At 36.2% G+C, this 23,157-nt stretch carries 21 protein-coding genes, 1 tRNA gene and 3 pseudogenes; 13 read left to right on the top strand and 12 right to left on the bottom strand.

What is annotated here, in order from left to right; translation table 11 throughout:
- Window positions 1-145 precede the first annotated feature (145 nt).
- Genes C9J37_RS25235 through C9J37_RS25225 form a run of 3 tightly spaced genes read right to left on the bottom strand, consistent with a single transcriptional unit; the run spans window position 146 to window position 1,056 of the window.
- Window positions 146-346 (bottom strand): hypothetical protein, encoded by a 201-nt coding sequence (locus C9J37_RS25235; protein ID WP_107897618.1) that lies wholly within the window; start codon window positions 344-346, stop codon window positions 146-148.
- A gap of 21 nt (window positions 347-367) precedes the next feature.
- Window positions 368-520 carry a YvrJ family protein gene (locus C9J37_RS25230; protein ID WP_107897617.1) on the bottom strand — a complete coding sequence of 51 codons (153 nt, stop codon included), beginning with the start codon at window positions 518-520 and terminating at the stop codon, window positions 368-370.
- Window positions 514-1,056, bottom strand: coding sequence for a sigma factor-like helix-turn-helix DNA-binding protein (locus C9J37_RS25225; RefSeq protein ID WP_107897616.1), 543 nt, complete (start codon window positions 1,054-1,056; stop codon window positions 514-516). The genes C9J37_RS25230 and C9J37_RS25225 overlap by 7 nt, the downstream gene beginning before the upstream one ends.
- A gap of 373 nt (window positions 1,057-1,429) precedes the next feature.
- Here C9J37_RS25225 and C9J37_RS25220 point away from each other — a divergent pair, with 373 nt between their 5' ends.
- Window positions 1,430-1,930, top strand: a complete 501-nt coding sequence (locus C9J37_RS25220; RefSeq protein WP_107897615.1) for a hypothetical protein — start codon at window positions 1,430-1,432, stop codon at window positions 1,928-1,930.
- 298 nt (window positions 1,931-2,228) lie between these two features.
- On the opposite strand, the pseudogene C9J37_RS25215 reads toward C9J37_RS25220, so the two are convergent.
- Both C9J37_RS25215 and C9J37_RS29805 read right to left on the bottom strand, forming a co-directional pair.
- Window positions 2,229-3,342 (bottom strand): annotated as a pseudogene (locus C9J37_RS25215) (IS4 family transposase).
- A gap of 1,482 nt (window positions 3,343-4,824) precedes the next feature.
- A pseudogene (locus C9J37_RS29805) lies at window positions 4,825-4,962 on the bottom strand (hypothetical protein); the annotation flags it as partial.
- A gap of 925 nt (window positions 4,963-5,887) precedes the next feature.
- Here C9J37_RS29805 and C9J37_RS25195 point away from each other — a divergent pair.
- Window positions 5,888-6,034 (top strand): annotated as a pseudogene (locus C9J37_RS25195) (recombinase family protein); the annotation flags it as partial.
- Between the two features lie 777 nt (window positions 6,035-6,811).
- On the opposite strand, the gene C9J37_RS25190 reads toward C9J37_RS25195, so the two are convergent.
- A complete protein-coding gene (locus tag C9J37_RS25190) occupies window positions 6,812-7,126 on the bottom strand; it encodes a hypothetical protein (RefSeq protein WP_107897612.1) in 315 nt (104 codons plus the stop codon).
- A gap of 151 nt (window positions 7,127-7,277) precedes the next feature.
- Between C9J37_RS25190 and C9J37_RS25185 the strand changes: the two genes are divergently transcribed.
- The 9 genes from C9J37_RS25185 to C9J37_RS25150 all read left to right on the top strand — a co-directional run bounded on the left by C9J37_RS25185 (window position 7,278) and on the right by C9J37_RS25150 (window position 13,220).
- Window positions 7,278-7,544 (top strand): hypothetical protein, encoded by a 267-nt coding sequence (locus tag C9J37_RS25185; RefSeq protein ID WP_107897611.1) that lies wholly within the window; start codon window positions 7,278-7,280, stop codon window positions 7,542-7,544.
- Window positions 7,545-8,311: 767 nt separating this feature from the next.
- Window positions 8,312-8,518, top strand: a complete 207-nt coding sequence (locus tag C9J37_RS29190; RefSeq protein ID WP_235617240.1) for a hypothetical protein — start codon at window positions 8,312-8,314, stop codon at window positions 8,516-8,518.
- A gap of 12 nt (window positions 8,519-8,530) precedes the next feature.
- Window positions 8,531-8,833 (top strand): transposase, encoded by a 303-nt coding sequence (locus C9J37_RS29185; RefSeq protein WP_235617242.1) that lies wholly within the window; start codon window positions 8,531-8,533, stop codon window positions 8,831-8,833.
- A 532-nt stretch (window positions 8,834-9,365) separates the two neighbouring features.
- On the top strand, window positions 9,366-9,497 hold the full coding sequence (locus C9J37_RS29475; RefSeq protein WP_268808051.1) for a hypothetical protein: 132 nt from the start codon (window positions 9,366-9,368) through the stop codon (window positions 9,495-9,497).
- A gap of 172 nt (window positions 9,498-9,669) precedes the next feature.
- Window positions 9,670-9,918 (top strand): glutaredoxin family protein, encoded by a 249-nt coding sequence (locus tag C9J37_RS25170; protein ID WP_107897610.1) that lies wholly within the window; start codon window positions 9,670-9,672, stop codon window positions 9,916-9,918.
- Window positions 9,919-9,943: 25 nt separating this feature from the next.
- Window positions 9,944-10,017: transfer RNA gene (locus C9J37_RS25165), tRNA-Cys, on the top strand.
- A 23-nt stretch (window positions 10,018-10,040) separates the two neighbouring features.
- Complete coding sequence (locus C9J37_RS25160; protein WP_107897609.1) at window positions 10,041-10,754, top strand: hypothetical protein; 714 nt, start codon at window positions 10,041-10,043, stop codon at window positions 10,752-10,754.
- Between the two features lie 51 nt (window positions 10,755-10,805).
- Window positions 10,806-10,991, top strand: coding sequence for a hypothetical protein (locus tag C9J37_RS25155; RefSeq protein WP_107897608.1), 186 nt, complete (start codon window positions 10,806-10,808; stop codon window positions 10,989-10,991).
- A 1,044-nt stretch (window positions 10,992-12,035) separates the two neighbouring features.
- Window positions 12,036-13,220, top strand: coding sequence for a CaiB/BaiF CoA transferase family protein (locus C9J37_RS25150; RefSeq protein WP_107897607.1), 1,185 nt, complete (start codon window positions 12,036-12,038; stop codon window positions 13,218-13,220).
- 88 nt (window positions 13,221-13,308) lie between these two features.
- On the opposite strand, the gene C9J37_RS25145 is transcribed toward C9J37_RS25150, so the two are convergent.
- The 3 genes from C9J37_RS25145 to C9J37_RS25135 all read right to left on the bottom strand — a co-directional run bounded on the left by C9J37_RS25145 (window position 13,309) and on the right by C9J37_RS25135 (window position 17,366).
- Window positions 13,309-14,802, bottom strand: coding sequence for a hypothetical protein (locus C9J37_RS25145; protein WP_235617241.1), 1,494 nt, complete (start codon window positions 14,800-14,802; stop codon window positions 13,309-13,311).
- Window positions 14,803-15,233: 431 nt separating this feature from the next.
- Window positions 15,234-15,788 carry an HPP family protein gene (locus C9J37_RS25140; protein ID WP_107897605.1) on the bottom strand — a complete coding sequence of 185 codons (555 nt, stop codon included), beginning with the start codon at window positions 15,786-15,788 and terminating at the stop codon, window positions 15,234-15,236.
- Window positions 15,789-16,022: 234 nt separating this feature from the next.
- Window positions 16,023-17,366, bottom strand: coding sequence for an acetamidase/formamidase family protein (locus tag C9J37_RS25135; protein WP_407656272.1), 1,344 nt, complete (start codon window positions 17,364-17,366; stop codon window positions 16,023-16,025).
- Between the two features lie 450 nt (window positions 17,367-17,816).
- Between C9J37_RS25135 and C9J37_RS25130 the strand changes: the two genes are divergently transcribed.
- Both C9J37_RS25130 and C9J37_RS25125 read left to right on the top strand, forming a co-directional pair.
- The gene (locus tag C9J37_RS25130) at window positions 17,817-18,536 is read left to right on the top strand and encodes a response regulator transcription factor (protein WP_107897603.1); all 720 of its coding nucleotides are present in this window, start codon (window positions 17,817-17,819) and stop codon (window positions 18,534-18,536) included.
- Complete coding sequence (locus C9J37_RS25125; RefSeq protein ID WP_107897602.1) at window positions 18,533-19,906, top strand: sensor histidine kinase; 1,374 nt, start codon at window positions 18,533-18,535, stop codon at window positions 19,904-19,906. The genes C9J37_RS25130 and C9J37_RS25125 overlap by 4 nt, the downstream gene beginning before the upstream one ends.
- Window positions 19,907-19,960: 54 nt before the next feature.
- Here C9J37_RS25125 and C9J37_RS25120 read toward each other — a convergent pair whose 3' ends face one another.
- The 3 genes from C9J37_RS25120 to C9J37_RS25110 are packed head-to-tail and all read right to left on the bottom strand — an operon-like array spanning window position 19,961 to window position 22,944.
- The gene (locus tag C9J37_RS25120; protein WP_107897601.1) at window positions 19,961-20,320 is read right to left on the bottom strand and encodes a YxeA family protein; all 360 of its coding nucleotides are present in this window, start codon (window positions 20,318-20,320) and stop codon (window positions 19,961-19,963) included.
- Between the two features lies 1 nt (window position 20,321).
- Window positions 20,322-22,190 carry an FtsX-like permease family protein gene (locus tag C9J37_RS25115; RefSeq protein ID WP_107897600.1) on the bottom strand — a complete coding sequence of 623 codons (1,869 nt, stop codon included), beginning with the start codon at window positions 22,188-22,190 and terminating at the stop codon, window positions 20,322-20,324.
- Window positions 22,177-22,944, bottom strand: a complete 768-nt coding sequence (locus tag C9J37_RS25110; RefSeq protein WP_107897599.1) for an ABC transporter ATP-binding protein — start codon at window positions 22,942-22,944, stop codon at window positions 22,177-22,179. Before C9J37_RS25110 ends, C9J37_RS25115 begins: the two co-directional genes overlap by 14 nt.
- Between the last annotated feature and the right edge of the window lie 213 nt (window positions 22,945-23,157).

Below are 23,157 nucleotides of genomic sequence, written 5' to 3'. Positions count from 1 at the left end.
TTTTAGCACGTTCAGATTAGTAAGATGAGTATAGCTCATAACGATTCCTCCTCAAAATGTTGGTGTGGTAACTACATTTTATACGAGGTCGTTATGGGTTTCTTTTATTTTGTCTTAAAGGTGTTGCACTTAATATTACAATTCGTCAGTTAAATAAACCTTGAGGTTCCATTAATCTTACGTTTTTCAACGTTTTTATAGACAACTCATACAAATGTTGTCTTAAATCATCTCGATTTTCCGGTGTTGTTTGTAGCAATCCATACTCAATCATTGGTTTAATTTTTTTAATAATTTCTTCGATTTCACCATCACTTAATAGACCTTTTTCTACTACATTTGCCAAGAAAAATCACCTTCACCTTAACTATTTTTTTAATCCTGCTAGATGGTCCGTTAAATTGTCAATAGCGTTTCTTAAACCCTCTATTTTCCCCTCAAATCGCACTAATAAGTAAATAGTGATTGCTATTGGAAAGCCGAAATTTCCAATTAGTTGAAAGACCTCTGTTTCTACCATTTTTCATCCACCACCTTTTTTAGTCTACTTATAATCCTTTTGTGGGTTTTGGATATCGCTTGTTGCGTCACCCCTAATTGTTGCGCCAAAACTGCTTCCGTCAGCGCAGCTACATACAGCCCATGCAAAACTTCTTTTTGCTTTTCAGTCATGGACAAAATTTCTCTAGCAAGCTCTTCATCAGAGAATATTTCTTTTAATTCTCGTTCAAAAACATTATTAAAGCTGGTTTCCGCATTATCATCTTTAATTACATCTATAAACGTGAGGTTTTCATCGTATTCAACATCCAACGAGAAATGATTTGAAGCTCTACGCACCTTTTTATCAAATCTTTTAGCCTCGAAAAATATCATTTTTCTTAAATATTGCAACGCGATTATCTGTTTTTCAAACTGCTTGTATATCTCATTTAGCCGTTCTTTCTTTATGTGTGTTGGGTTTAACAAATAATCTAAGTATAGCTCTTCAAATTCTCCATCTTCTCGTAACTTTTTTTGAAAAATTTCACTTTTTACGATTTTTTCATTAATCACAAAACCACCTCGCATTACTTTTTATCTAATAACTTTGGAACATATGTTCTTTTTTTGATAAAAAAATTATTCCCTAGCAACATATATAACCTAAAACAAAACCTATATATATAAGGGGCGTTAATACAATTTTTCACAACCTATTACTAATATTTTTCAAATTCTCTTTTTTTAACATAAATTTACCTATCTTTTACCCGTTTCTAAATTGATTAAATATTTTGTCTAAAAAACACTAAAAAATAAAAGTAATCGAAATTAAATACTGAAATTATTAAATCGCTTAGGTTCTTAGAAGCCCCCATTGCTAATAAATTTATCCCATTTATCATCAGTCAAATAAATTCTTAAAAATGTTTTAGCGAAAAAGACATTGCCATCTATTGGTATTACTAAAAAGGTCTCTCTCACACTGACGGAAGATGATTGGACAGCATTAGATGAGAAAGCAAAAGGGAATCGTTCGCTTTTTTTACGCCAAACGATTGTTAAAGCATTGGACAATGAGGAACCCCCAGCAGGAGAATTGTATTTTAAAAGCGATCTGCATAAAGAACAATCGTTGAAGATATTAAATGTATTCAACCAACTGAGTATTTCAAGTGACTTGTATTATGGCTGTTTAGCGTATGTAGTAGGAGCGACTTATAAAGCTGATTGTCTTATCAAAAACATCGGTGAAGATAAGAAAGTGGATATGGATGGGTTGTTCAAGGACATGGAAGTGCTTTCGCATAGTGAGCGAGTGATGATAAGGTTTGGTTTGCAGTTATTCAACAGCAATATGGATGACATTAAATTATCCGATGTGATGCAGTCGTTAGATAGCGATAACATAAAAGTCATTAAACAGGCGATTGATTTGTTTTATTAGATTTTATCAAAATTCAGATGCATAATGATTATGAACAGTAAATCGTTCACTATCTTTCCCCAAAGGTATGTCAAGGGCAAAAACCATTGTTTCTTCGGTAAAAGAAATAATGGTTTTTTATTTTAGGTAACCTTTTTGGAATATATAAAGTTTCACTGACGTCGCATAAATTTTGATTGAATTTTCTGTTTTCATCTTCTTCCGTTTTTGAAGAAAATGAAAGACACTTAAATAGAAATAGTAAACATCCATTTTTTTACTATAACCGTTGACTGGGGCAACTGACAGTTCAAAATCCTTATGGTACTGTATTTCCTTCGATTTTCCGAAGCCAAATACGTGCCGGTTTCCATAGTACTGCTTTTAAGTACCTACTAATTTGTAAGTACGTCAGTGAACTGTTTGTGCGAATCTGTGCTAGAACGTTTAAGCAGTAAACAATCATGGCAATGTATACCTGATTATGCACAGCTTGCTCGCTTTGCCCGTAAAACTTTTTAATGTTCAGATGCTGTTTCATCCACTTAAAAAACAGTTCGATTGCCCAGCGTGACTTATACAGTTCAGCGACTTCATCTGCACTTAAATCAACCCGATTCGTAATCAGACGTAGCTCTTTACCATTTGGATCCAGTACTTCGATACGGCGAAATCCATTCTCAGCACGATTTTGCGTGTTGCCAATCAGAATCATTTCATCCGATAACACCGATGACTGTTCAGGTACTTCAAATGATTCAACCACACGTGTTACGGCGTTTTTCTGTAAGCGTGAGACAAAGAAAAATCCGTCATCTGTCATGCGGTCAAAACGTTCATAATCTAAGTATCCTCGGTCAAACACGTACATGCACTCCCTGTCATCAACGAGAATTTCAAGCTGACCACGATCATGTTCTTTCGCATTCGTCAGCACCGCTTTATCAGGTACGAACAACCTTTTTCTAGGTAAACAAGGCGCAAATGTAACTTCACACCTGATTTTGTTTTACGGAATTCAGCCCATCTATGATTGTTTAAGTTCAATGGCAGTGTGCTGGAATCAATGATTTTCAGTGGTGTTGTGATTTTTCGGCGCTGCTCAAAATGCATTTTCTCATGAATTTGCCCGACTAAGTCTAGAAAAATTTGTTGGAAAAACTCAGTCGGGACTTGGTTTAATCGCCGACCTAACTGCGAAAAGCTGCTGGATTTTAAATATGTAAATCGTCTGATAACAGCGTGTCACTAATGGCACGTAGACTTTCGGTTTCATTTAGCTGCGCAAACAGTAATAACCTCAAGAATGAAGCGATGTGAAGCTTCTTTGTATAGTAATTTAATTGATGAATTTCAACTAATTTCTCTATTTGTGTAGAAAAAATAGGTGAAAACCATTGTTCAAATGATGTTTTTCGTGTAAACTTATCCATGCTTATGTCCTTTATTTTGGATTTGGATGGTTTACTATCACCCAACCATTATAAAGGCTTTTTTTATGCATGGATAATATTACGGAAAATTCAGTTTTTTAAAATACATTAAATTATTTTAATGCGACGCTAGTGTAATCTTTTAAAAAAATAATATATATAATTATATATCTTCCATTCTTTTCCAGTTGTTATGTAAGAAGGAGGCAGGATCATGTTGGGGGCACTTTTTCCTTATGCTCTTCTTATTCTTTTAACGTTCAAACTTTAGTTTTGTATATAATCTTTTTCAGTTAATCATACTTGGATAAATATCAGTTAATCATACTTGGATAAATATAAGAAAGGCCATCTATTTTATAGATGACCTTGTGACGATAGTAAGAATTTCGTTGTTTTTATTTTTTATAAACAAATCTTAGTGTTTGTTTAGTGTAGTAAATATAAGTTATTTTCGATAGACTGTTCGGTACACCATTTGCATAAACACTTACTACATAAGCATTGTCTCCATTGTTCACAGCTTGTTGAAGCTTTGTAGGTCCATTATCAAAAGCTTTAGCGATTGATATAGCTATACCTGCACCTGTAGGTATAAGAAAGAGCATCAGAAATGATATCAAGGACACTCATATTATCACGTTGTGCTTTTTCCATTTTTACTAATGTAGCATAGTTTAAAAAAACTTTATAAGCTATAGGCTTGTCTACTTCTATTACAGCTGCCCCACCGTCTAAAGTCATAATATCATTTGTTGTTACAGTGGAGAAATTGAAACCGGCTGGTAATGATTATTAATTGAGATATATTTCCATAACAACATTCTCTTCTATTTCTTCATTAGCATCAACATCACTTGTTTCTTTAGCAAAAACACCATCAGAAAAATAAACGAAATTGAATAATGATGTTATCATTACAAAAGATAAAACTTTAGCAACAAATGATCTGGATAAAAATCGGTTTTCGTTAGTTATTTACCTTAATACACCCTTTTATGTTTATTTTTGGAATTATTTATTTTAAAGTTAACAAAGAGGAGAGGTGATTGCAATGAAAAAATACTTAATTTTTGTATTATTAGGAACATTATTGGTTTTATTTATCAGAATACTAACTAATTACAAGAACAATGTAAGTTTTTTTGATGATGTTTTATCTATGATAAGTCTATTTGTGTTAATTTTTTGGATTATAATTTGTCCTGTGCTGTATTGGATGATAAGTAAAAAAGAAAAATCCCACTCATAAATCAAGGGTTTGTCCGTTGTCGTTACTGCCTACTTTGGTTGTTATGTTAACTTATCATGTATGGGGGTGTATAAAGTATTGGGTTATAGTGGTAATTGAATGTTATACTAGGGTACGTAACCCCCTTTTACCTTCTGCACAAGGTAGAGGGGGGTTATTTGTATGGTTTGATATTTGAGAAAAGATGAGCGAAGAAACAATAACTTATGTTTTAGGGGGCTTGAAGGGCTTTAGCCCGCCCCCTTTTCTTGGGGAAACCTCTCGGCGAAGCCGATAATGGAGCGACCTACCTTTTCTTCTACATACCAGACTTCAAACTCTGTATATTTGTTAATTTCTCCATTTGCGACATCAAGAACAGAGGTTTTAAATCTCCCTGGTGCAGCAGATGCAGATGCGCTAGATTGGAATAGGAGTCATAGAGAAAATGGTGATAATCATAGCTGTAATTAAAGATTGTAAAAACCTCTTTTTCATAAATGAAATTCCTTTCGTGGTATAATTCACCGATTATAGGAGTGATAAAATGGACATTATAGTTGGTGTTTTAATTGTATTAGGGATACTATCTGTATCTTTGCTAATGTTTGCTGTAGGTGTATACGCATTAATTAAGTACATAAAATTTTTAAAAAAACTTTGAAATAAAGCGATTTTATGTTGGTAGGAAGCCCATAATATACAGAATAAATGGTTATTAAATCGAAAAGGCAGTAACGACAAGGGTTTGCTACTTGTTGTTATGCCTTTTTCAGTTGTTATGTTAACTAATAATGTATGGGGATGTATAAGGGATCTCGTCAGATTTATGCGGATATACAACGTTAAGGAAAGAATGGTACCCAAACGACGCTTTAGAAAGGTTTATACTTGGAGCTAAGCTAGGTAGATTTATACGGAATTATAATTAAAGTAGCCAAAAAGCAGAGATAGCTATACGTTATATGGGTGATTAAGAAGAATCCTATTTAAACCTTATGGAATCCTTTCTTTTTTTAGGGCATATTTTATATCTTAGAATAGTAATACACATTGCACTTATTCACTTATTGCTTATGAATGTTCGTGATTTTTTAATGTGCGCCCTAACAGCTTGTAATTTTTTCTCAGTAGTATATTTCGTCATAAAAAAACTGCATCACCCAATAGTTAGATTGTGCCTAACTATTGGGGTGCAGTTCAATGTTGTGATATCAACGTTTCGTGGCTTTTCTTATGAACATAGTTTATACAGCTTTTTATACAGGTATCATAAATCGTTGATGTAGCAGTATTTTTACTGGTTTGTTCTATCGATTGGCTCGTAACACTAAAGAAGGTATCGAGATCATTGAACAGTTATTCGTAAAAGGCGTAAAAGTACATGTGCTTAATGTTGGATTACTTGAAGATACGACAATGGGGCGTTTCTTTTTACAGACATTACTCGCTGTGGCTGAAAAGACCCTAAAGCAAAAAACAAAAGCTTGATGACTTACAGGTGATTTTGCGAAATGAACTTGGTTTAAAATCAACTGTCTGGAAGGACATGCTAATCGAGTACACTCTAAAACAACCAAACTTAGATATGCTACAAGATTTCAAAAAACAAACACAAAATGTTTCACCTCTAAAAAAGACGAAACTGAAAATAGCTACAGCTGTAGGCTATTGAATGAAAGAGCATAAGGGAAATCTGCTATCACTGGGGGTGATAGACTAGGCAGAACCTAGTATTTCGGTGTCCCCATAAAAAAGTTGTTTGCTGTACATTTGCCATACGCATGCCATACATTCGCTGTACACTTCTTTCATTGAAAAATGAACACTATTTTTTAATTGAAATGTGACTGTTAATGGCTTCTTTTGCTTAATTTTTTGATTTTTTCAACCTAACTTTTCTTGCTTTATTTGCAACTCCTAAACAATTTCACTCTCCAGTTACTTTACGGCGATTATTTGTTATTTTCACTTGCTAAAAAGCAAACAATTAATAAACTCAAATAATCAACACATAACAATTTTATCACAAAGGCTTTCTCCTCTCTATTTTTCAGGTGCCAATCCCCTTTACATTTCATGTTCACTTATCATTCGCACCTATAACAAACAACCTCTATCCTGTGGAGAATAGAGGTTGTTGCAAGCAATAGTAATGATGTTGTTGTTAAAATCGTAATGGTAATGTTGTTAAAAAAACGTAAATCGTAATGTAATGAATTTATTTATTATTTTGTATTACATAAATTCGTAGCCCGGTAAAGTTGACGAGCCTTGGTAATAAATATATTTTTTTGGAATCTTCCAATATCCTCCAGCAATACTATATACCCATTCACTAGCTTGAATTCCACCTTCTGTTACATAGCTGCGAATGTAATCGCCTGTATTCGGGCTACCACTAGTGATAATGCGGTCATTACAACCACATGTGAACAATTGTCCTGTTCGGAATTCGTTACTAATGTAGTTACCGTTAGTGTCACGTACTCCAACAAGTACCGAATTTTTCATTCTGTGTTTTCCATATAATGCACATGGTCCAGTTGCCATAATTCTTTTCTCTCCTTTTAATTTAAGCTTTTTGTAACGTTACATTATTAAAAGGGACTTTTCCAAAAGAATATACAACCCTCTCTTTAAATTTTTTTGTTTTATTTTTCAGAATTGTTTGTAATTAACTTTATAAAAGGGGTGGACGAAGATGAAAAGAATAACTTTACTGGTGTTGACAGCTATTTCTATCTTTGTATTAAGTGCTTGCCAAGACAACGAAAAAGTGAAGGAAGAGGATGTATTATCTTTCTTAAAAGAATATAAAGGCATCACTCACAACGTTGATAATAGCGTGGACGTAACATTAACTACACTAAAACCTTATTTAAACGACGAATGGTACAAAATAAACGAAAGAGACAGACGTACAAGGAGTGCTGAAACCTCTCAGAATGCTTCATATTCGTTTTTATGACAGAAACGATAATACCGCCCATACCGGGAGGGACTACGTATTAACTGCCTGGCAATTTCTCGTTTGGAATAATCTAATTCAAGATAGCCCTCTATTTTAGCACGTTCAGATTAGTAAGATGAGTATAGCTCATAACGATTCCTCCTCAAAATGTTGGTGTGGTAACTACATTTTATACGAGGTCGTTATGGGTTTCTTTTATTTTGTCTTAAAGGTGTTGCACTTAATATTACAATTCGTCAAATGAAAAAATGATGAGAAATGGCGAGGTGGAAACCCAAATGGTCGTCCTAAATTAAACATCAATGAGTCGAAGTTGCTGCATTTAAAACATACTAACATTAGTAGAAGTGAAGAAAAGCCGACCAGCCTCTGGGACCCTTTGTGAGTCCGTATATAAAACCGGCTAACTTCATGCCCTTATATGAATCAGTTTAGTATGTTGGGTCCAATGAGATCGTGTATAAGAAAGTGGAATCGATAAGGTACTGTGAAGGCTTCTATGATTGGTCAAAAGGAGAAGTTTAAAATGAAACATGTTGTTGCGTTAGATGTGAGAAAAATGGAACGTGAAAATACATACATCCAGATGATTATTATGAACAGATGCGCGTTATTACGATGAGATAGAGGAAGAAATCATTTTATTAAAAAGTAGGATGCATGCGATTTTACACCTTAGTTTTCCGGAATTAGAAAGAATCATTACACCGAGCTCGGCTCTATTTTTAAATATTGTGTAGCTCTATCCGCACCCTGCACTTTTATTGGCCGATTCAAAAACAATCATTAAAAATCGCTTAAAAGCCAATACACGTAAAAATCTCTCGTTGGTACGAGCTGAAGCGAAAGCAGCTATTTTATTAGAAGTAGCACAAAATAGCTATCCAGCCGTTAAAGTGAATGATATTCGATGCAATCAAGTACGTGATTACGCAGCGCGTATTGGGGATTTACTCGAGAAGAAGAATTAGCTCGTGAAACAAATGGCAAAATTATCAGAAGGTCGAAAAGAATATGTTGTATATCGTTCGATTCCTGGGATTGGCGATTCAACAGCGTGCCGATTAATTGGAGAAATTGGTGACATTCGCCGCTTTCAAAATGCGAAACAACTGAACGCTTACGCAGGCATTGATATTATGCGATACCAGTCGGGCAATACGCAATATAGAGATTGTATGAATAAACGAGGAAACAAGCATTTAGAGAAAATTTTATATTTCATGGTCTGTGCCATGCTTATGGCAAAAGGAAAACCCGAATCATTTTGTGGACTATTATTATAAATTAAAAAAGCAACCTCAGAGGAAGCCTCATAAGGTTGCGATTGTCGCCTGCATCAATAAGTTTCTGAAAGTGACATTTCAGTTACTGACGCGTGGCATTCTTTACGATTATGAGTCCGCACTACCAGCTCAGAAATCGTAATCACCTATATAAAACTATAGCATATGGACCTTTCGAAAAAAACAAAAATCGTTAGGTCTTTTTGGCGTATCCAAAATGTTTTGTGTTTTGAAGTGTGGAGAGATCTCCATCCACACTTCAAAACACAAACACACACAAATTATTTTTCATAATATGGTTGACTAATCGTAAGAAAGAGGCTGGGAAAAGGAATTGAGAAATCGCACGAATATTAGGTGTTTTGGAAGCTACTATTCGGAGAAGATTGAAAGAAAATGAAAGTGAATTCTAGATATTTTGGATGTATATATAACGTATATATTTCACGATTTTCTTGATATCACGAAAAGTTAGGCTCTGCCTCCCCATGCCATGTAACTATGTAATTCAATTATGAAGGGAGCATTTTGCATGGATAAAACTTTATATCAATTAGCAATTGAATCAAAGAAGAATGAGGCAATTGAAAAGGTGTTAAAGATTTTCACACCAAAGATAAAAAAACACTACTTCAGACAAATTCACAAAATAGAGAAGATTTAGAGCAAGAGCTGCAACTTAAATTGTTTAATCTGATAAAAATGTATGACTTAGATGAGGAATTTTGGATTCTGGAGATTTTATGAAATGATGCAAAATAAAATTTCTTAAAATAAAGGTTGTAAAAATAGGGAGTTGTTTTTCTTTATTAAGTAGTAAGTAGGGAGAAGAAAATGTGGAGAAAAAAATCGTAGTATATACCATGTTTAACTGTATCTTTTGTATCAATCTAAAAAATTGGATGGAATCGAATCAGCTTCGATACGAAGAACGGAATATCATTAAAGATTCAGAATATGAGAAGGAATTCCATGATCTAAATGGAGCTGGCCTTCCCCTGATTGTTATTCAGAATAATGGTGAAGAGACCATCGTTACTGGTTTTAATCAAAGAAAGCTAGAAAAGTTGCTAATTAAAAGCTAGCACTAGCAAGTCCTAACTTTCTAGTGGCAGTATGGTCAAGTGGTGAGGCGAAGGTCTGCAAAACCTTGATCCCCAGTTCGAATCTGGGTACTGCCTCCAAAAAAATATTAGGAGGAATTTCCATGTCAAATGAAATTAATGAGTATTTGAATAAGATCCCTGAAGCAGAATTAAATGCGGTGGTTGAAGAGCTTCAGAAAAAGGCTGAGTTTAAAATATTTTTGAAAAAAATATCCGATAAGCATAAATTAAGTAACTTAAAATATTCAGCATTAACTGGATATAAGCCAGTAGACCAAACGGACTCTATTTTTGTACAAATATATTTTGATGATAATGCCACAGTTACTTATGTCCGTAAAGAGAAATTTGAATTGATTCAAAGCGTGGTTAACCAGGGTGGAGAAACTTTTTCATACGCATTACATGAAAATGATATACACCTTATTAGTATTGCCACCTTTAAGGAAAAGAATGTAGAAATTCGGTGGTCTAAGGTTTCAGCAGATAAGTTTCCTAGTGGATATATCGATAAACAGCATGTTCAATCATTACCTCTTAAAAACGGCTATTACATCGAAAATATCGATCTAGAAAATCCAGCTACTGATTCGACTACTCAAATTATGAGTGCATGTTCAACGTGTAAATCGATTTGTAATCATCTTCAAGGTATGTCATGTTCTTTACTTGGAGCAGCTGCTTGTACAATCGTTTGTGCAGCAATAGCAGGTCCAGCTTGTGTTGTAATCTGTGGAGCCTTGTGGTATGTAAAATGTGTTCTAGATAATACACTGATTTGCGGACCTACTTGTGAAAGTTTAGGCTATTGCTAATTGACTTAAATTCCTTTTATTATTATGTTAAGCTTTAATAGGAGGGATTACATGACCAAAAATATGTATGTATTAAAAATGGTTTTGTTGTTAGTATTTCCTGTATTTACCTTTATTTATTTAAATAACAGGTTTGGAATGATCCCTGCTGCTATAGGGGGCTTAGTTTTACTTATTGTTTTAGGTTTCCTTTTGTTTCCAAGAAAAATAAAAAAAGAAAGTTTTAAAAACCGGTAGTTATTAAAAACTACCGGTTTTTATTTAGATGTTATAGGACCTTCCCTTTTTACTTCTTTTATAATTACTACAGAGGGGCCAGACCGGATTTGTTTTCCAAGCAAAATTAATAGTAAGAAGGTAGATTGTAATGAACCACAACAATAACAATGAAATTGAAATAAATCTAAATTTATTAGAAAAAAATTAAAAAGTTCTGACAGTTCAGCTACTTGTAACCAAGTAGGTTATAAAGGGTACTTCACGTTTCCATCAGACCTCCCAGGGTAAGCGTATGCACTTTCATACCATCTATCCGCCTCATTTACTCGATATGAGATTCGTGTTCCTCGGAGCAAGTGTTTTGCCTCCAGTTTCCTTCAGATTCGCCACGGACACCCTTGCTCTTGGCTAACCTCTAGTTCTGTCTTCGAGGTTCGGGACTTGCACCCTCTAGTTCATACGCATGCCGGGCGCACATTAAAAAGCCAAGAAGCATCGGTGCTCTCTTGGCTTTAACAAAATATAGGCATACATCATATCATACTTGTTTTGTCATAAGGGAAAGGGGGATAACCTTAAGTCCTGTCAAGTTTGATCAAGAGATGTGTCCCGAATTTACATATCAATTTCATAATAAGCGTGTGTCACACAAGGATGACTTATACTTAAGCCTACCCAACTATTCATCACATTAATCAAGTACCCTAAAATAAAAAATGTAAACATCATTTTTATGAAAATTCTATCAGTTATTTACTCACCCGTATCAGCATTTCTACCAGCTTTCACTACCTTCGCACGTCCTCCACCATCTAAATTCTAAATTTTTTTACTTTTATTGTTATTCTGACATATAATTTTCTGATAAATTAATTTATAATAAAAATTAACATAGTCAATCTAATTGTTTATCTGTTATAATACTGATTAAAACAAATAAAATCTGTATTAATACAGTATGGTATAAAACTTGCTTTTCACACTATGGGGATAATGAGAAAAGCGCTACCAATGCTTGTTAAACGACTGCATTGTAGCCTACACAAAAAGGGGTTGGAAGATTTGGGTATTTTAAAGGGGTTAAAAATTCTCGATTTTTCTGCATTACTACCAGGGCCAATGGCGACAATGATTTTTGCTGACCTAGGTGCGGAGGTTATTCATGTAGAATCCTCCAAACGCGTTGATTTAACGCGTATTATGCCTCCCTATGATGAAGATCATGAGGCATACATTCATCAACACTTGAATCGCTCTAAAAAGTCTCTTACATTAAATTTGAAAGCGCCTGAGGCTATAGAAATTGTAAAGACACTCGTACAAGAATATGACGTTATCATTGAAGGTTTTCGACCAGGGGTTATGCAAAGACTTGGTATCGGCTATGAAACGTTAAAAGAAGTGAATCCAAAATTGATTTATTGTGCGATTACAGGCTATGGTCAAACGGGTCCGTATAGCAACCGACCTGGGCATGATAATAATTATTTGGCACTAGCAGGGGTGCTCGATTACTCTCGTCATAAAGACAAAAAGCCCGTTTCTATGGGGATTCAGCTAGCAGATATTGCTGGCGGTACGATGCATGCTGCCATCGGGGTACTTGCTGCTGCACTGCACCGTGAAAAAACTGGAGAGGGTCAGTTTGTGGATATTAGTATGACCGATGCGGTATTTTCTCTTAACGCAATGTATGGCTCTGCCTATATCGGCGGCGGTCGTGTACCACAACCCGAACAAGAAATTTTAAATGGCGGTAGCTACTATGATTTTTATAAAACAAAGGATGGTCGATTTTTCTCCGTGGGCAGTCTTGAGCCACAGTTTCGTAGGTTGCTCTGTGAAGCACTAGATATTCCTGAACTAATCGATAATACGTTTAATGATTCGTACTATACACAAATTCGCTTTAAAGAGGCTGTGCATGATGCCTTTTTATCGAAAACCTACAACGAATGGCTTGAAGTCTTTAATGAAGATTTTGAAGGTTGTGTCGAGCCAGTGTTAACTTTTCCAGAAGCATGCGAGCATCCACAATTACAAGCTCGTGGCATGATTGTGGAGATTCCGAAAAACGATGGTACGACGCAAAAACAAATTGCATCTGCTTTTAAATTTGATGGCGTCAATCCAGCGTACAAGCATGTTGGCGCAAAGCTTGGTGAACATAACGAAGAAGTACTGACATCACTTGGCTATAGTGCTGAACAAATCAACGCACTTCAAGAAAAAGGGATTTTAGAGTAAGCAGTGTCAGGCACGCAAACAATTTAAAAAATTAAAAAGAGTGTCCAAGTAAGTTATTGTTTGACTTCAATGGACACTCTTTTATCTATCACACATACGCACTAATAAATATCCGTAATTGTTCGAAATGGTCTTCAACAAGTAAATATTTTTTATATACTTCGATTAATTTCTCAAATAGCTCAAATTGTTCCGTAACAAAAAGAATTTTGAGTATATTAATCATATGCAATGAAGCGCTTTGAGCGACTAAATAATACGAGCTATCAGGTTGACGATAATGTTGGCGCCATTCTTCCACAGATAGTCCAATATGTTGTAATGAGTTATTAACATGAAGGGCAATGTCTTTTTGTACAGATGCCTCAAGAGCGATTAATTGCTCTTTACTGTAGTCTTGCTGTACCAGTACGGCGTTTATTTTTTTATTGGATGCCAGTACATGTTCTTTTAAGAGCAGTAGCCCCTCTTGGTAACGTTCCATTGTGACATACGTATCTAATAATACTGCATACAGATTTTCTAAATAATTGAGATGATAATTTTTAATAATTGCCGGCGGTGTTGGCTTTCGATTTGGCAGTAAATCCTTATATTCTAGCAAAATTTCGATTGCGTAGTTATTAAGCCGTTCATCTTCTAATAAATATTCGCCATAATGAAGAACATTGTCATAATCTCGTTCTTGATGTGCTATATGCAATAAAATATAGGCAATTAAGACCTTTTCTTTCTCTGTTAATGCATACATAGAATAACGCCAATCAGCCTCAAATGAAGTAATTAATTCTTTAATATGTTGATATTGCCCCTCTGACAAACGATAGTGGGTCACAATTTGATAAAGACGTAACTGTTTTTTCGCTAAACAGGAAGAATTGCATTTATCCACATAAGTTATACACTTATCCAGATTTTTTCTGTAATTATGCACAGAGTTATTCACATGTGTATAAGTAATTGCTGAAGATTGTTCAAAATGCCCCATAATTTCATAAATAAATGTGAATTGTTCTAATGGTTTGTGGATAAGCAGTGAATAAACTTTTTTCATAAATAGCCAATGCCAAAATAAACGCTCTTCTTTATAAATCATATGCACAAAATAATCATTTTCAAATTTATATAAATAAATCATTTGTAAGTCATCTTTAGGCAACTGTACCTGCCATCGCTTGCCAAACACAAGCCAGACTAAACGCTCCAAATCCATTGTATGCTGGGCAAAAAGTTGTTCAAAAAAGGTTTCCTTCCCTTTTTGAGTGTAAAAAAAGTCATTCAATCGGTCATTCACATATTTTGTATCAAGGCCCTGCTTAGTGAAAAATAGTTGTAACGTCGTAGAAACACGTCCCCAATATTTTCGAGCTGTCGAAAATGCAATGTTCATCGCCGCTTCTTCATTCACTAAAAATAATTGTGGTGACAAAGCAGAACCTAATATTTTAGGATCAGCTTGTGCTGTGACCTCAGCCTCTGCCCATTTTGAAAGTAACTTTTCGGCTCCGTTTTCGCCACTTTGTCTATATGTTATGAATAATTGCTCATCACAATCCAACAGCATACAACCAGAGCCCCCCATCAATTTCACGCAACAAAGATCTTCCCCTATCATGGTATAATTCGTTTTTTAATTATTTTTATTCTTTCTTCAATATAACAAATCCTATCCAACATATGCTAATAAGTTATGAATAAGCACAGACAAAAGAGCTAAAGTGTTCATCAAGACAAACACTTTAGCTCTATTTAGTAACATCGATAAGCTTACAAAGCTCATTACATTTCATATTAAGGCAAATGAGCGCATCTGACAACTGCTCTTAAGTTGGTAGCCCAGTGCATTGTCTCAGACGGCTCATTGCTGACGCTATTTTATGGCAGCGTCCATTTATTAAATATTTAAAGTATAAACTGTTTTCAAAATCAGTTTATACTTTACATCCTAGACAGTAGACGGACAACGAAACAAAATAGTTACACATTTTGATAAAATTTTTCAAAAAAATTTGTTTACCAAAATTGTGGGTACTTTCTCGTTTGTCGTAAATTATTAATTAGCAAGCCAAAAATGACAATAATCACTGCCCCTATGAATACTGGCATTATTAAATAGCTCCAGCCGTAGCCGCCTAAAATAATGATAATCGGGTTTGCTCCTGCCGGTGGATGTATCACCCCAGCAAGTGCCATACAGAAAATAGTCAAGCCGACTGCAAGGCTAATCGAAATAACGCTCGATCCTAACAATGAATACATCGCCACGCCGATAAAAGCTGAAATCATATGCCCACCTATAATATTTCGAGGTTGTGACAGCGGCGCATTCCATACGACAAATACCAGTACACAGCTCCCCCCAAGTGATGCCATTAACCACGGTGTCCCTGTATAGTTTGTTAAACAAAGTAATACAAAGATACATAGTAAACCACCAGCAGCACCTGTTAGCGCATCAGCGAAATTAGTTCTAGAAGGAGCATGTCCACCTCCACTCATCTTAGCTAAATATGATTTTAAACGATGATTTTTTACATCTTTTTCTTGTAAACGTACGAAATCGGCCATAGTCACCATCCTAGAAATCAACTTTATATAAATTGTCATCATCTATACATGTAGAAGCCTTTTCTATTATATCAGCTAAAAATAACATTTCAATTTCAGAACTTCATATTTTTGACAATGCTGAAAAGTTAAAATAGTAAAGCACGAGCCCAATGTATGCTTACATTTACTAGGCTCGTGCCGAAGTATTTAAAATATCGTTTTTGTGATAAGAGTTTTCATTTTTACTTGTTTTTAATCATATTGCTTTTTAATCGGTTTAAATATTCGTGCTTTTTTTAGCATCGTCTTCGGAACTTGAAAAGTTGCCGTAACGACACCTGGATGGCGGCCGATTTCAATGGAACCCGTAATGGTTGCACGATTCATTACTTCTGGTTCACTCATGTCAAATAGCTTTGCGGCTCTGCTAATTGCATTAGTTGTCGCATCATTTAATGTTGTACCTGTACCCACTATAGATACAGGGAACACTTCTTCCACCTGTTTGACACCAAATTCCTCCGCAAGTTCGCGGGCTCTACGTTTTTCTTCTTTTGAAAAAGGCTTTGCTGTGTATGGAAGATCTTCTTCATTTGGTAATAATATCGGGCCTTCAAGTGCTACTTTTTTCAATACACTTACCTGTAGCTGCACGATTCCGGCGACATCTGTTGTATGTCCAGCAATTTCACCGTCTCCTTGCATGGCATGCATATCGCCAATGTACACGCCACCACCTGGTACCTTTACAGGGCAAATAATTGTAGCGCCTTCACGAACACGGCTAATATCCATATGTCCATCTGTTCGGTGAGTATCTAATTCTGCTTGCGTAAATGCATATTCATGTGGAGCTCCTATTAAAAACGAGCCAAAATCACCGGCATTATGTGAATCTGGCATCGCCTTTGAAGGTGTTGTCCCTAGCTGACCTAAAAATGGTCGCATTCTTGCCATGACGCCGATTAAGTCACTTGGTGCCAGAGCAACGACAGGGTTTTGCACAGAGTTTTCAGGCGTGCGCATATAATTTTTTGCATCCAATGCAATACGTCGAGCACCCTCTCGCCCTACGGTTAAACCGATATTCCCCTTTTGGTCTAGTGCCATTGTATAACCATTTGTCATTTTAAATGGCGCAGTTTCTGTATCACAAGTTGAACAGCGTATTGCATGCGCTCCAATACCATTCACTACAGTAGCTGGATGAAGTTTACCACAGCCGGGACATTTTACTGATACGAACGGATCACCGATAAAACGGTCAAGTATTGCTTCGTCATGCCCAGATGCCGTCGCAAGTGATGTTACCTGTATAGATTTTATTGTAATAACAATTGCATCGCCTACTTCGGCACCTTCTACAAAGACCGGCTTTGTTACTTCGTGTCCACCACGAATGGTTGGCGTTAACATCGGCCCCCAACACCCTGGCGTCGTATTGGCAATAATTGTGCCACCATTTTTGACAGGACCTAGCATTTTTTGCTGTGGATCTAAAATACCGTCTATGAATTCATTCACAAACAATGTTTCCACAGCTTTAGGCTGCTGTACACTTTCGTCATTTTCTGGTTGATTAGCTTTTTCATGCATTTGTAAATCAGTAATCATGTTTATTCACTCTCCCAATCCAAAAAATTATTTTATGTAGTCTACACAAGGGTAAAAGAGAGCTCTCCACTTATACGAGCAGAGAGCCATTATTATTAGTATTTAAGAACAAATCTACTATGTGAGAAGACTTCATTTAAAGCTTATTGCGTTTAATCAATAGCTACGCATCACTGCGTATACCATTAATTTCGACAGCGAGTTCAATAGTTCCTGCAAATACGAGTAAAACTACACTAAATTTACAATTAGTAGCTATCATCATGTCGAAGTAGCAGCGTTGCTAGTTTACAGCTAATAGTTGTTACTTGTCGCTCCATTCATCGTACTTCGTCTTTGTCGCACTTTCATTTATAATAAGGCTGATAAAGAAGTAATATTAACAACAAAAACCTTTATTTAAAGTAAAAATAGAAAGGGTGTAGGCATCAGATGGCAGAACCAACCATTTTAATTGTAGAAGATGAAGCTGATTTAGCCAATCTTCTAAAGGTCAGTCTCCTAAAAGAAGGATATAAACAAATCAATACAGCTGACTCCATTGAAAAAGCTTGGATAAGCTTTCAACAAACAACCCCCGACATTGTGCTCCTTGATGTCATGCTTCCAGACGGTGAAGGCTATGATTTGTGTCGTCGAATTCGTGAAGTTTCGCATATCCCAGTGCTGTTCTTGTCAGCCAAAAATGAAGAAATCGATAAAATATTAGGGCTCGCTATTGGTGGTGACGATTATATTACAAAACCTTTTAGCCCTAAAGAAGTTGCTTATCGTGTAAAGGCTCAACTACGTCGAGCCGGCTATCAAATACAGGAAACACCATCGCCTGTTGCGCAAGCGATTCAGGTTGGACCATTTGTGCTCAATAGCGATGAAACAGAAGTACATAAAGACGGTACTTTATTAGAGTTAACGGCTAAGGAGGTTGGTTTAATGGCTTGTTTTATGCATAATCCTAACCGTATTTTAAGCAAGGAAACATTATTTGAACGTGTATGGAGCGAGGATTTCTTTGGCTCAGACAATACAGTTATGGTGCACATACGTCGTCTTCGTGAAAAGATTGAAGTTGATCCATCTAAACCGGTTTTTATTACAACTGTTAAAGGGCTTGGCTATAAATTAGTTGTGCCAAAAGAGTTACAACGATGAAATGGCGCTTAACAGCACGCTTTTTACTTTCCATCTTATCGATTGTCATCATCGTTATTTTTGTTAATACTGCCATATTATTTGGACTAATTCTCTATCAGCAATTTAACAAATTTAATGATGCTACCGCAGATACCGAGGAAATTTTTGTACGCGAGTTCCAGCAGTATATTGATGTGAGCACTGGGCTTCCTTCTGTCAGTAAAGAAGGGCTTCAACAATTACACCAACGAAATGCTTGGATTCAATTGCTTGATGTAAATGGGCAAGTGACGGATGCCTATTTTGAACCTCAAGAGGCACTTTCTCACTATGCGCCTATTGATTTAATTCAAGTTTATAAATATAAAGAATTCGATGGTGATACAACAGTTTATGTAGGAAGTAAAGATAACATTAACTATTTAATCGGTATTAAAGGCAGTGGCGTTTCAAGATACGTGGTTCATCTTTCAGGCGCATCTACATTACAACTTATCGGAAAGTATGGCTTGCTGATCATTATCGCGGATTTACTAGTTGCAACGCTTGTTGGTTGGTTATTCGGTCGCACGCTCACTAAGCCCCTTTACGCCATGATTGAACGCATTCAGCATTTAAAAAATCACAAACATTTACCTATAAAAGTGCCGAAAGGTCTGTATCGTCCAGTTTTTGAAAATTTAAGTGAAGTATCGAGCGAGTTGGCTGCCCATGAGCAAGAACGCAAGCGTTTAGAGATGATGCGTGAGGAGTGGATTAGTAACGTCTCGCACGATATGAAGACGCCACTTGCATCCATTCGGGGTTATGCAGAGTTACTAAATGATCGGAACTTATCGCCAAGTGATCGAACGGAATATGCCCAAATTATTGAAAAGCAGTCTTTGCATATGCAAGAATTACTGGATGATTTAAATTTAACAATGCGACTTAGACATCAGCAACTTCCGCTAACTTTAACGGAAGTGAATATGGTACAGTTTATGCGCGAAATTGTCATTGACACACTCAATACATCTCCCTATGAGCAAGCAAATATTGACTTTGATGCTACAGCAGAGGTTATTCTACATGCTATAGATGAACATTTTATGCGACGGGCTATAGTGAATTTTTTATATAATGCATTGCTGCATAATCCTCCCGATGTAAACGTACATGTAACGGTTGATACGAACACCATTACAATAGCTGATAATGGTCGGGGCATAAGTGCCGAAGATTTAACCCATATTTTTGAGCGCTATTATCGTGGAACCAATACTGAGCAAATACAAGGTACTGGACTAGGAACTGCAATTGCAAGAGATATTATTGAAGCTCACGGAGGAACCGTAACCATCCTATCTGAAGAGCAAAAAGGAACTACAGTAACTATTCAATTATAAACAATCAAAACATAAGAGGAGCAGTCCCCATTATTTATGGACTGCTCCTCTTTATTATTTCATTTGAGCCTGCACTTTTGCTGGCATATCATCAAATTGTATTTCATCATAAGATGTCACTTCATTTTCCTTTTTCACGTAAAGCTTTAAATAGGCGTCCAGCCGCAGATTTTTTTGTGCAGAAAATTTCAATGTCATCTCTTCTCCGTTTTCTTTAAATGCTGGTAGCTCATACCAATACGTTTGAAGTATTTGTCCATCATCAGCCTTATATTCTTCCAATTCCCCATCTGAGGTAATATGCACATAGTAAGTATCTTTATTTAAACGATTAAAGTCTACGGTCATAAGTACACTTAGACCTGCCACAAACATGATAAACAGTGCTCCTATACTAATAAACATCTTTTTCATATTAATTCCCCTGTCTCACAATTTTATAAAACGACCGTACAGTAAAGAGATAATACAAGCCGTAAATGATTGAATAGGCAATCATCCATAATAGTACAGGCTTCGTTATATCCATATTAAATAATTGTGAAAACGCTAGCAGCGCGAAAGCACTGTGCACGATACCGACCACAAGTGGTGCGCTAAATATAACAGCAACCTGACCTGCGACTGTCTTCAATATTTGCTTACTATTCACACCGATTTTATTTAATACTGCATACTTCGCCTGATCTTCTTCTGCCTCTGTTAACACTTTAAAGTAAATAATACTGCCAGTAGCGGCTAAAAATACAAGCCCTAAAAAACTGCCTACAAATAGTAATGAGCCGACTGTACCTAAACTATCCTCATAGCTTTGAGGAACACTTGAAAACCACTCTTGTTGCTCAGTTGATAGTTGTTCATAAATTTCTTTAGACACACTTTGCTGCTTTAAATCATCATCCATAGCAATAAGCTGCATTGTTACCGCTTCGGCATTCGTCGCAGCAAAAACTTGGTCGTTTACGACAAGCACCGTACCAGCTGACATAAAGTTTAGCACACTATCTGTGTACATTTTGTCGATATAAAAGGATTCCCCACTCTGCAATTTAAAGTTTTCACCCGTAAAGTAATGTGAAAAACGTTCATCAAAATTAACATCTAGTAAAATAGCTGAACCATCTGCTATATGCAGTTCACGATTGGTATCCTGTAATGTCGCTAAACGGTTGTAATCCGATTCCTTCAATAATGTATATTCAAAAAAAGCAAATTCATTATCGACACGTAAATTTTTGGCATCAATCGTTTCATTGTATAACACGTTCTGTTGGTCAAACTCTACTGCTTCACCTTTCCACATAAATGTGTTTGGTAACATATGACGCACCGTTGCTTCGGTATTGTAGTACATTCCAAAAACGCCACCACCTGCCGTAATCGTTGTAGCGCTTAGAATCGCGATGATAGACAACGATTTAGCATTTGCACGTATACGATACAATAGCTGTGAAACACCTATTAAATTTAACCCTCTCCACGACCAAGATGTAGCGTTTTTCAGCGCCGTCAGCACGAACACGCTGACACTATGGAACAATAAGTATGTCCCTGCAATCGTCATACCTATTACTAGAAGTGGCGTACCAAGAATAGTGAATAGTTTCCAAATAGAACTCGTGAAAATATCTGTAGAGGCTGTGTAATAACTAAAGCCAATAAACACTGTGCCCAGTATTGCTGCCAAAAGGGATGCACGGGGAATTTTCTCCCCTTGCTTCTCTGCATGAAACAAATCGATTAGTTTAAATTGATAAATAACTCGGTAGCCCTGTAAGGAAGTAAATAAGAATAGCACAGCAAAAATTCCTGCTGTTTGAAGCACTGCTTCCGGTGTAAATGTTAAATTTGCTACGACTTGATAGCCCATCAGTCGCACTAAAATTGTTACTAGCACCTTTGACATAAAAAAGCCTAGTACAATGCCTAAAATCAATGATAAAAGCCCAATTACTAAGTTCTCAAAAAAGAGCATTAATCCAATTTTTTGCTTACGTACACCTAATAGTGAATAGAGTGCCACTTCTTTTTTCCGCTTCTTCATAAAAAATGAATTGGAATACGCGATAAAAATCACAATGAAAAATAAAAGTACAATCGACGATGCACTCATCAGTCCTTTAATTTGTTGCGACATATTTGTTGAAGCCGCAAGCTCATCATTGTATTTTAACGTGACAAATGTAAAGTAAATGACGATACTAAACACCATCGAAGCGATGTATAAAAAATAATTCGACAAATTGCGCTGAATATTTTTGCGCGCCAAGCTAAATAACGTCATTTACTCCACCTCCGATGCCTGCAAGCACCTGTAATATCTCCTGGAAAAACTGCTTTCTCGTTTGTATCCCACGATGAATTTCCTTGGATAGCTGCCCATCTTGTATAAAGAGAATACGTTGACAGAAGCTTGCTGCAAACGCATCGTGTGTAACCATCATGATGGTTGCCGCATGGGATTGATTTAAATCACTTAAACTTTCGAGTAAATCTGTCGCTGATTTTGAATCGAGTGCACCTGTTGGTTCATCAGCGAAAATAAGCTTTGGTGCTGTTACTAATGCACGAGATGATGCTGTTCTTTGCTTTTGACCACCTGAAATTTGGTAAGGGTATTTATCAAGTAGCTCACTAATACCAAATAACTGTGCAATACGCTCTACCCGTATAGCAATTTCCTTCTGTGGTACCTTTGCAATGGCAAGTGGTAGTACAATATTTTCGCGCACTGTTAATGAATCGAGCAAATTATAATCTTGGAAGATAAACCCTAAATTATCACGACGAAAATCTGCTAATTGCGTATCTTTCATATGCGCTAAATTTGTATTACCTATTACAATATCGCCAGTTGTTGGCGTATCAATGGTTGCTAAAACATTTAAAAGCGTCGATTTCCCTGCCCCAGAAGGCCCCATTACACCGACGAACTCACCTTGCGCTACTTCAAATGTTATATTTGCTAGCGCTGTAAATGTATTAGCGCCTTTGCCATACGTTTTACCTACATTTTTTACTTTTAATAATGGCGTCATATACGCTCACCTCTTTCTGATTACAGTATACGACCCCAAACTTACAGCAAAATTGTCGCAAGCTTACAGCAACCTTAACTTTATACAATCGAGTAGGAGGGAGTGATTAACTCCCGACCTCTCACACCACCGTACGTACGGTTCCGTATACGGCGGTTCAATTAAGATGAGTAACGCAAAGTTTCGTAACGAACTTGCAGACTTTTCAGCCCT

The sequence above is a fragment of the Lysinibacillus mangiferihumi genome, assembly GCF_003049665.1.
Classification (GTDB): domain Bacteria; phylum Bacillota; class Bacilli; order Bacillales_A; family Planococcaceae; genus Lysinibacillus; species Lysinibacillus mangiferihumi.
The sequence above is the reverse complement of the archived record's forward strand: the minus strand, read 5'-3'. Positions and strand labels throughout refer to the sequence as shown.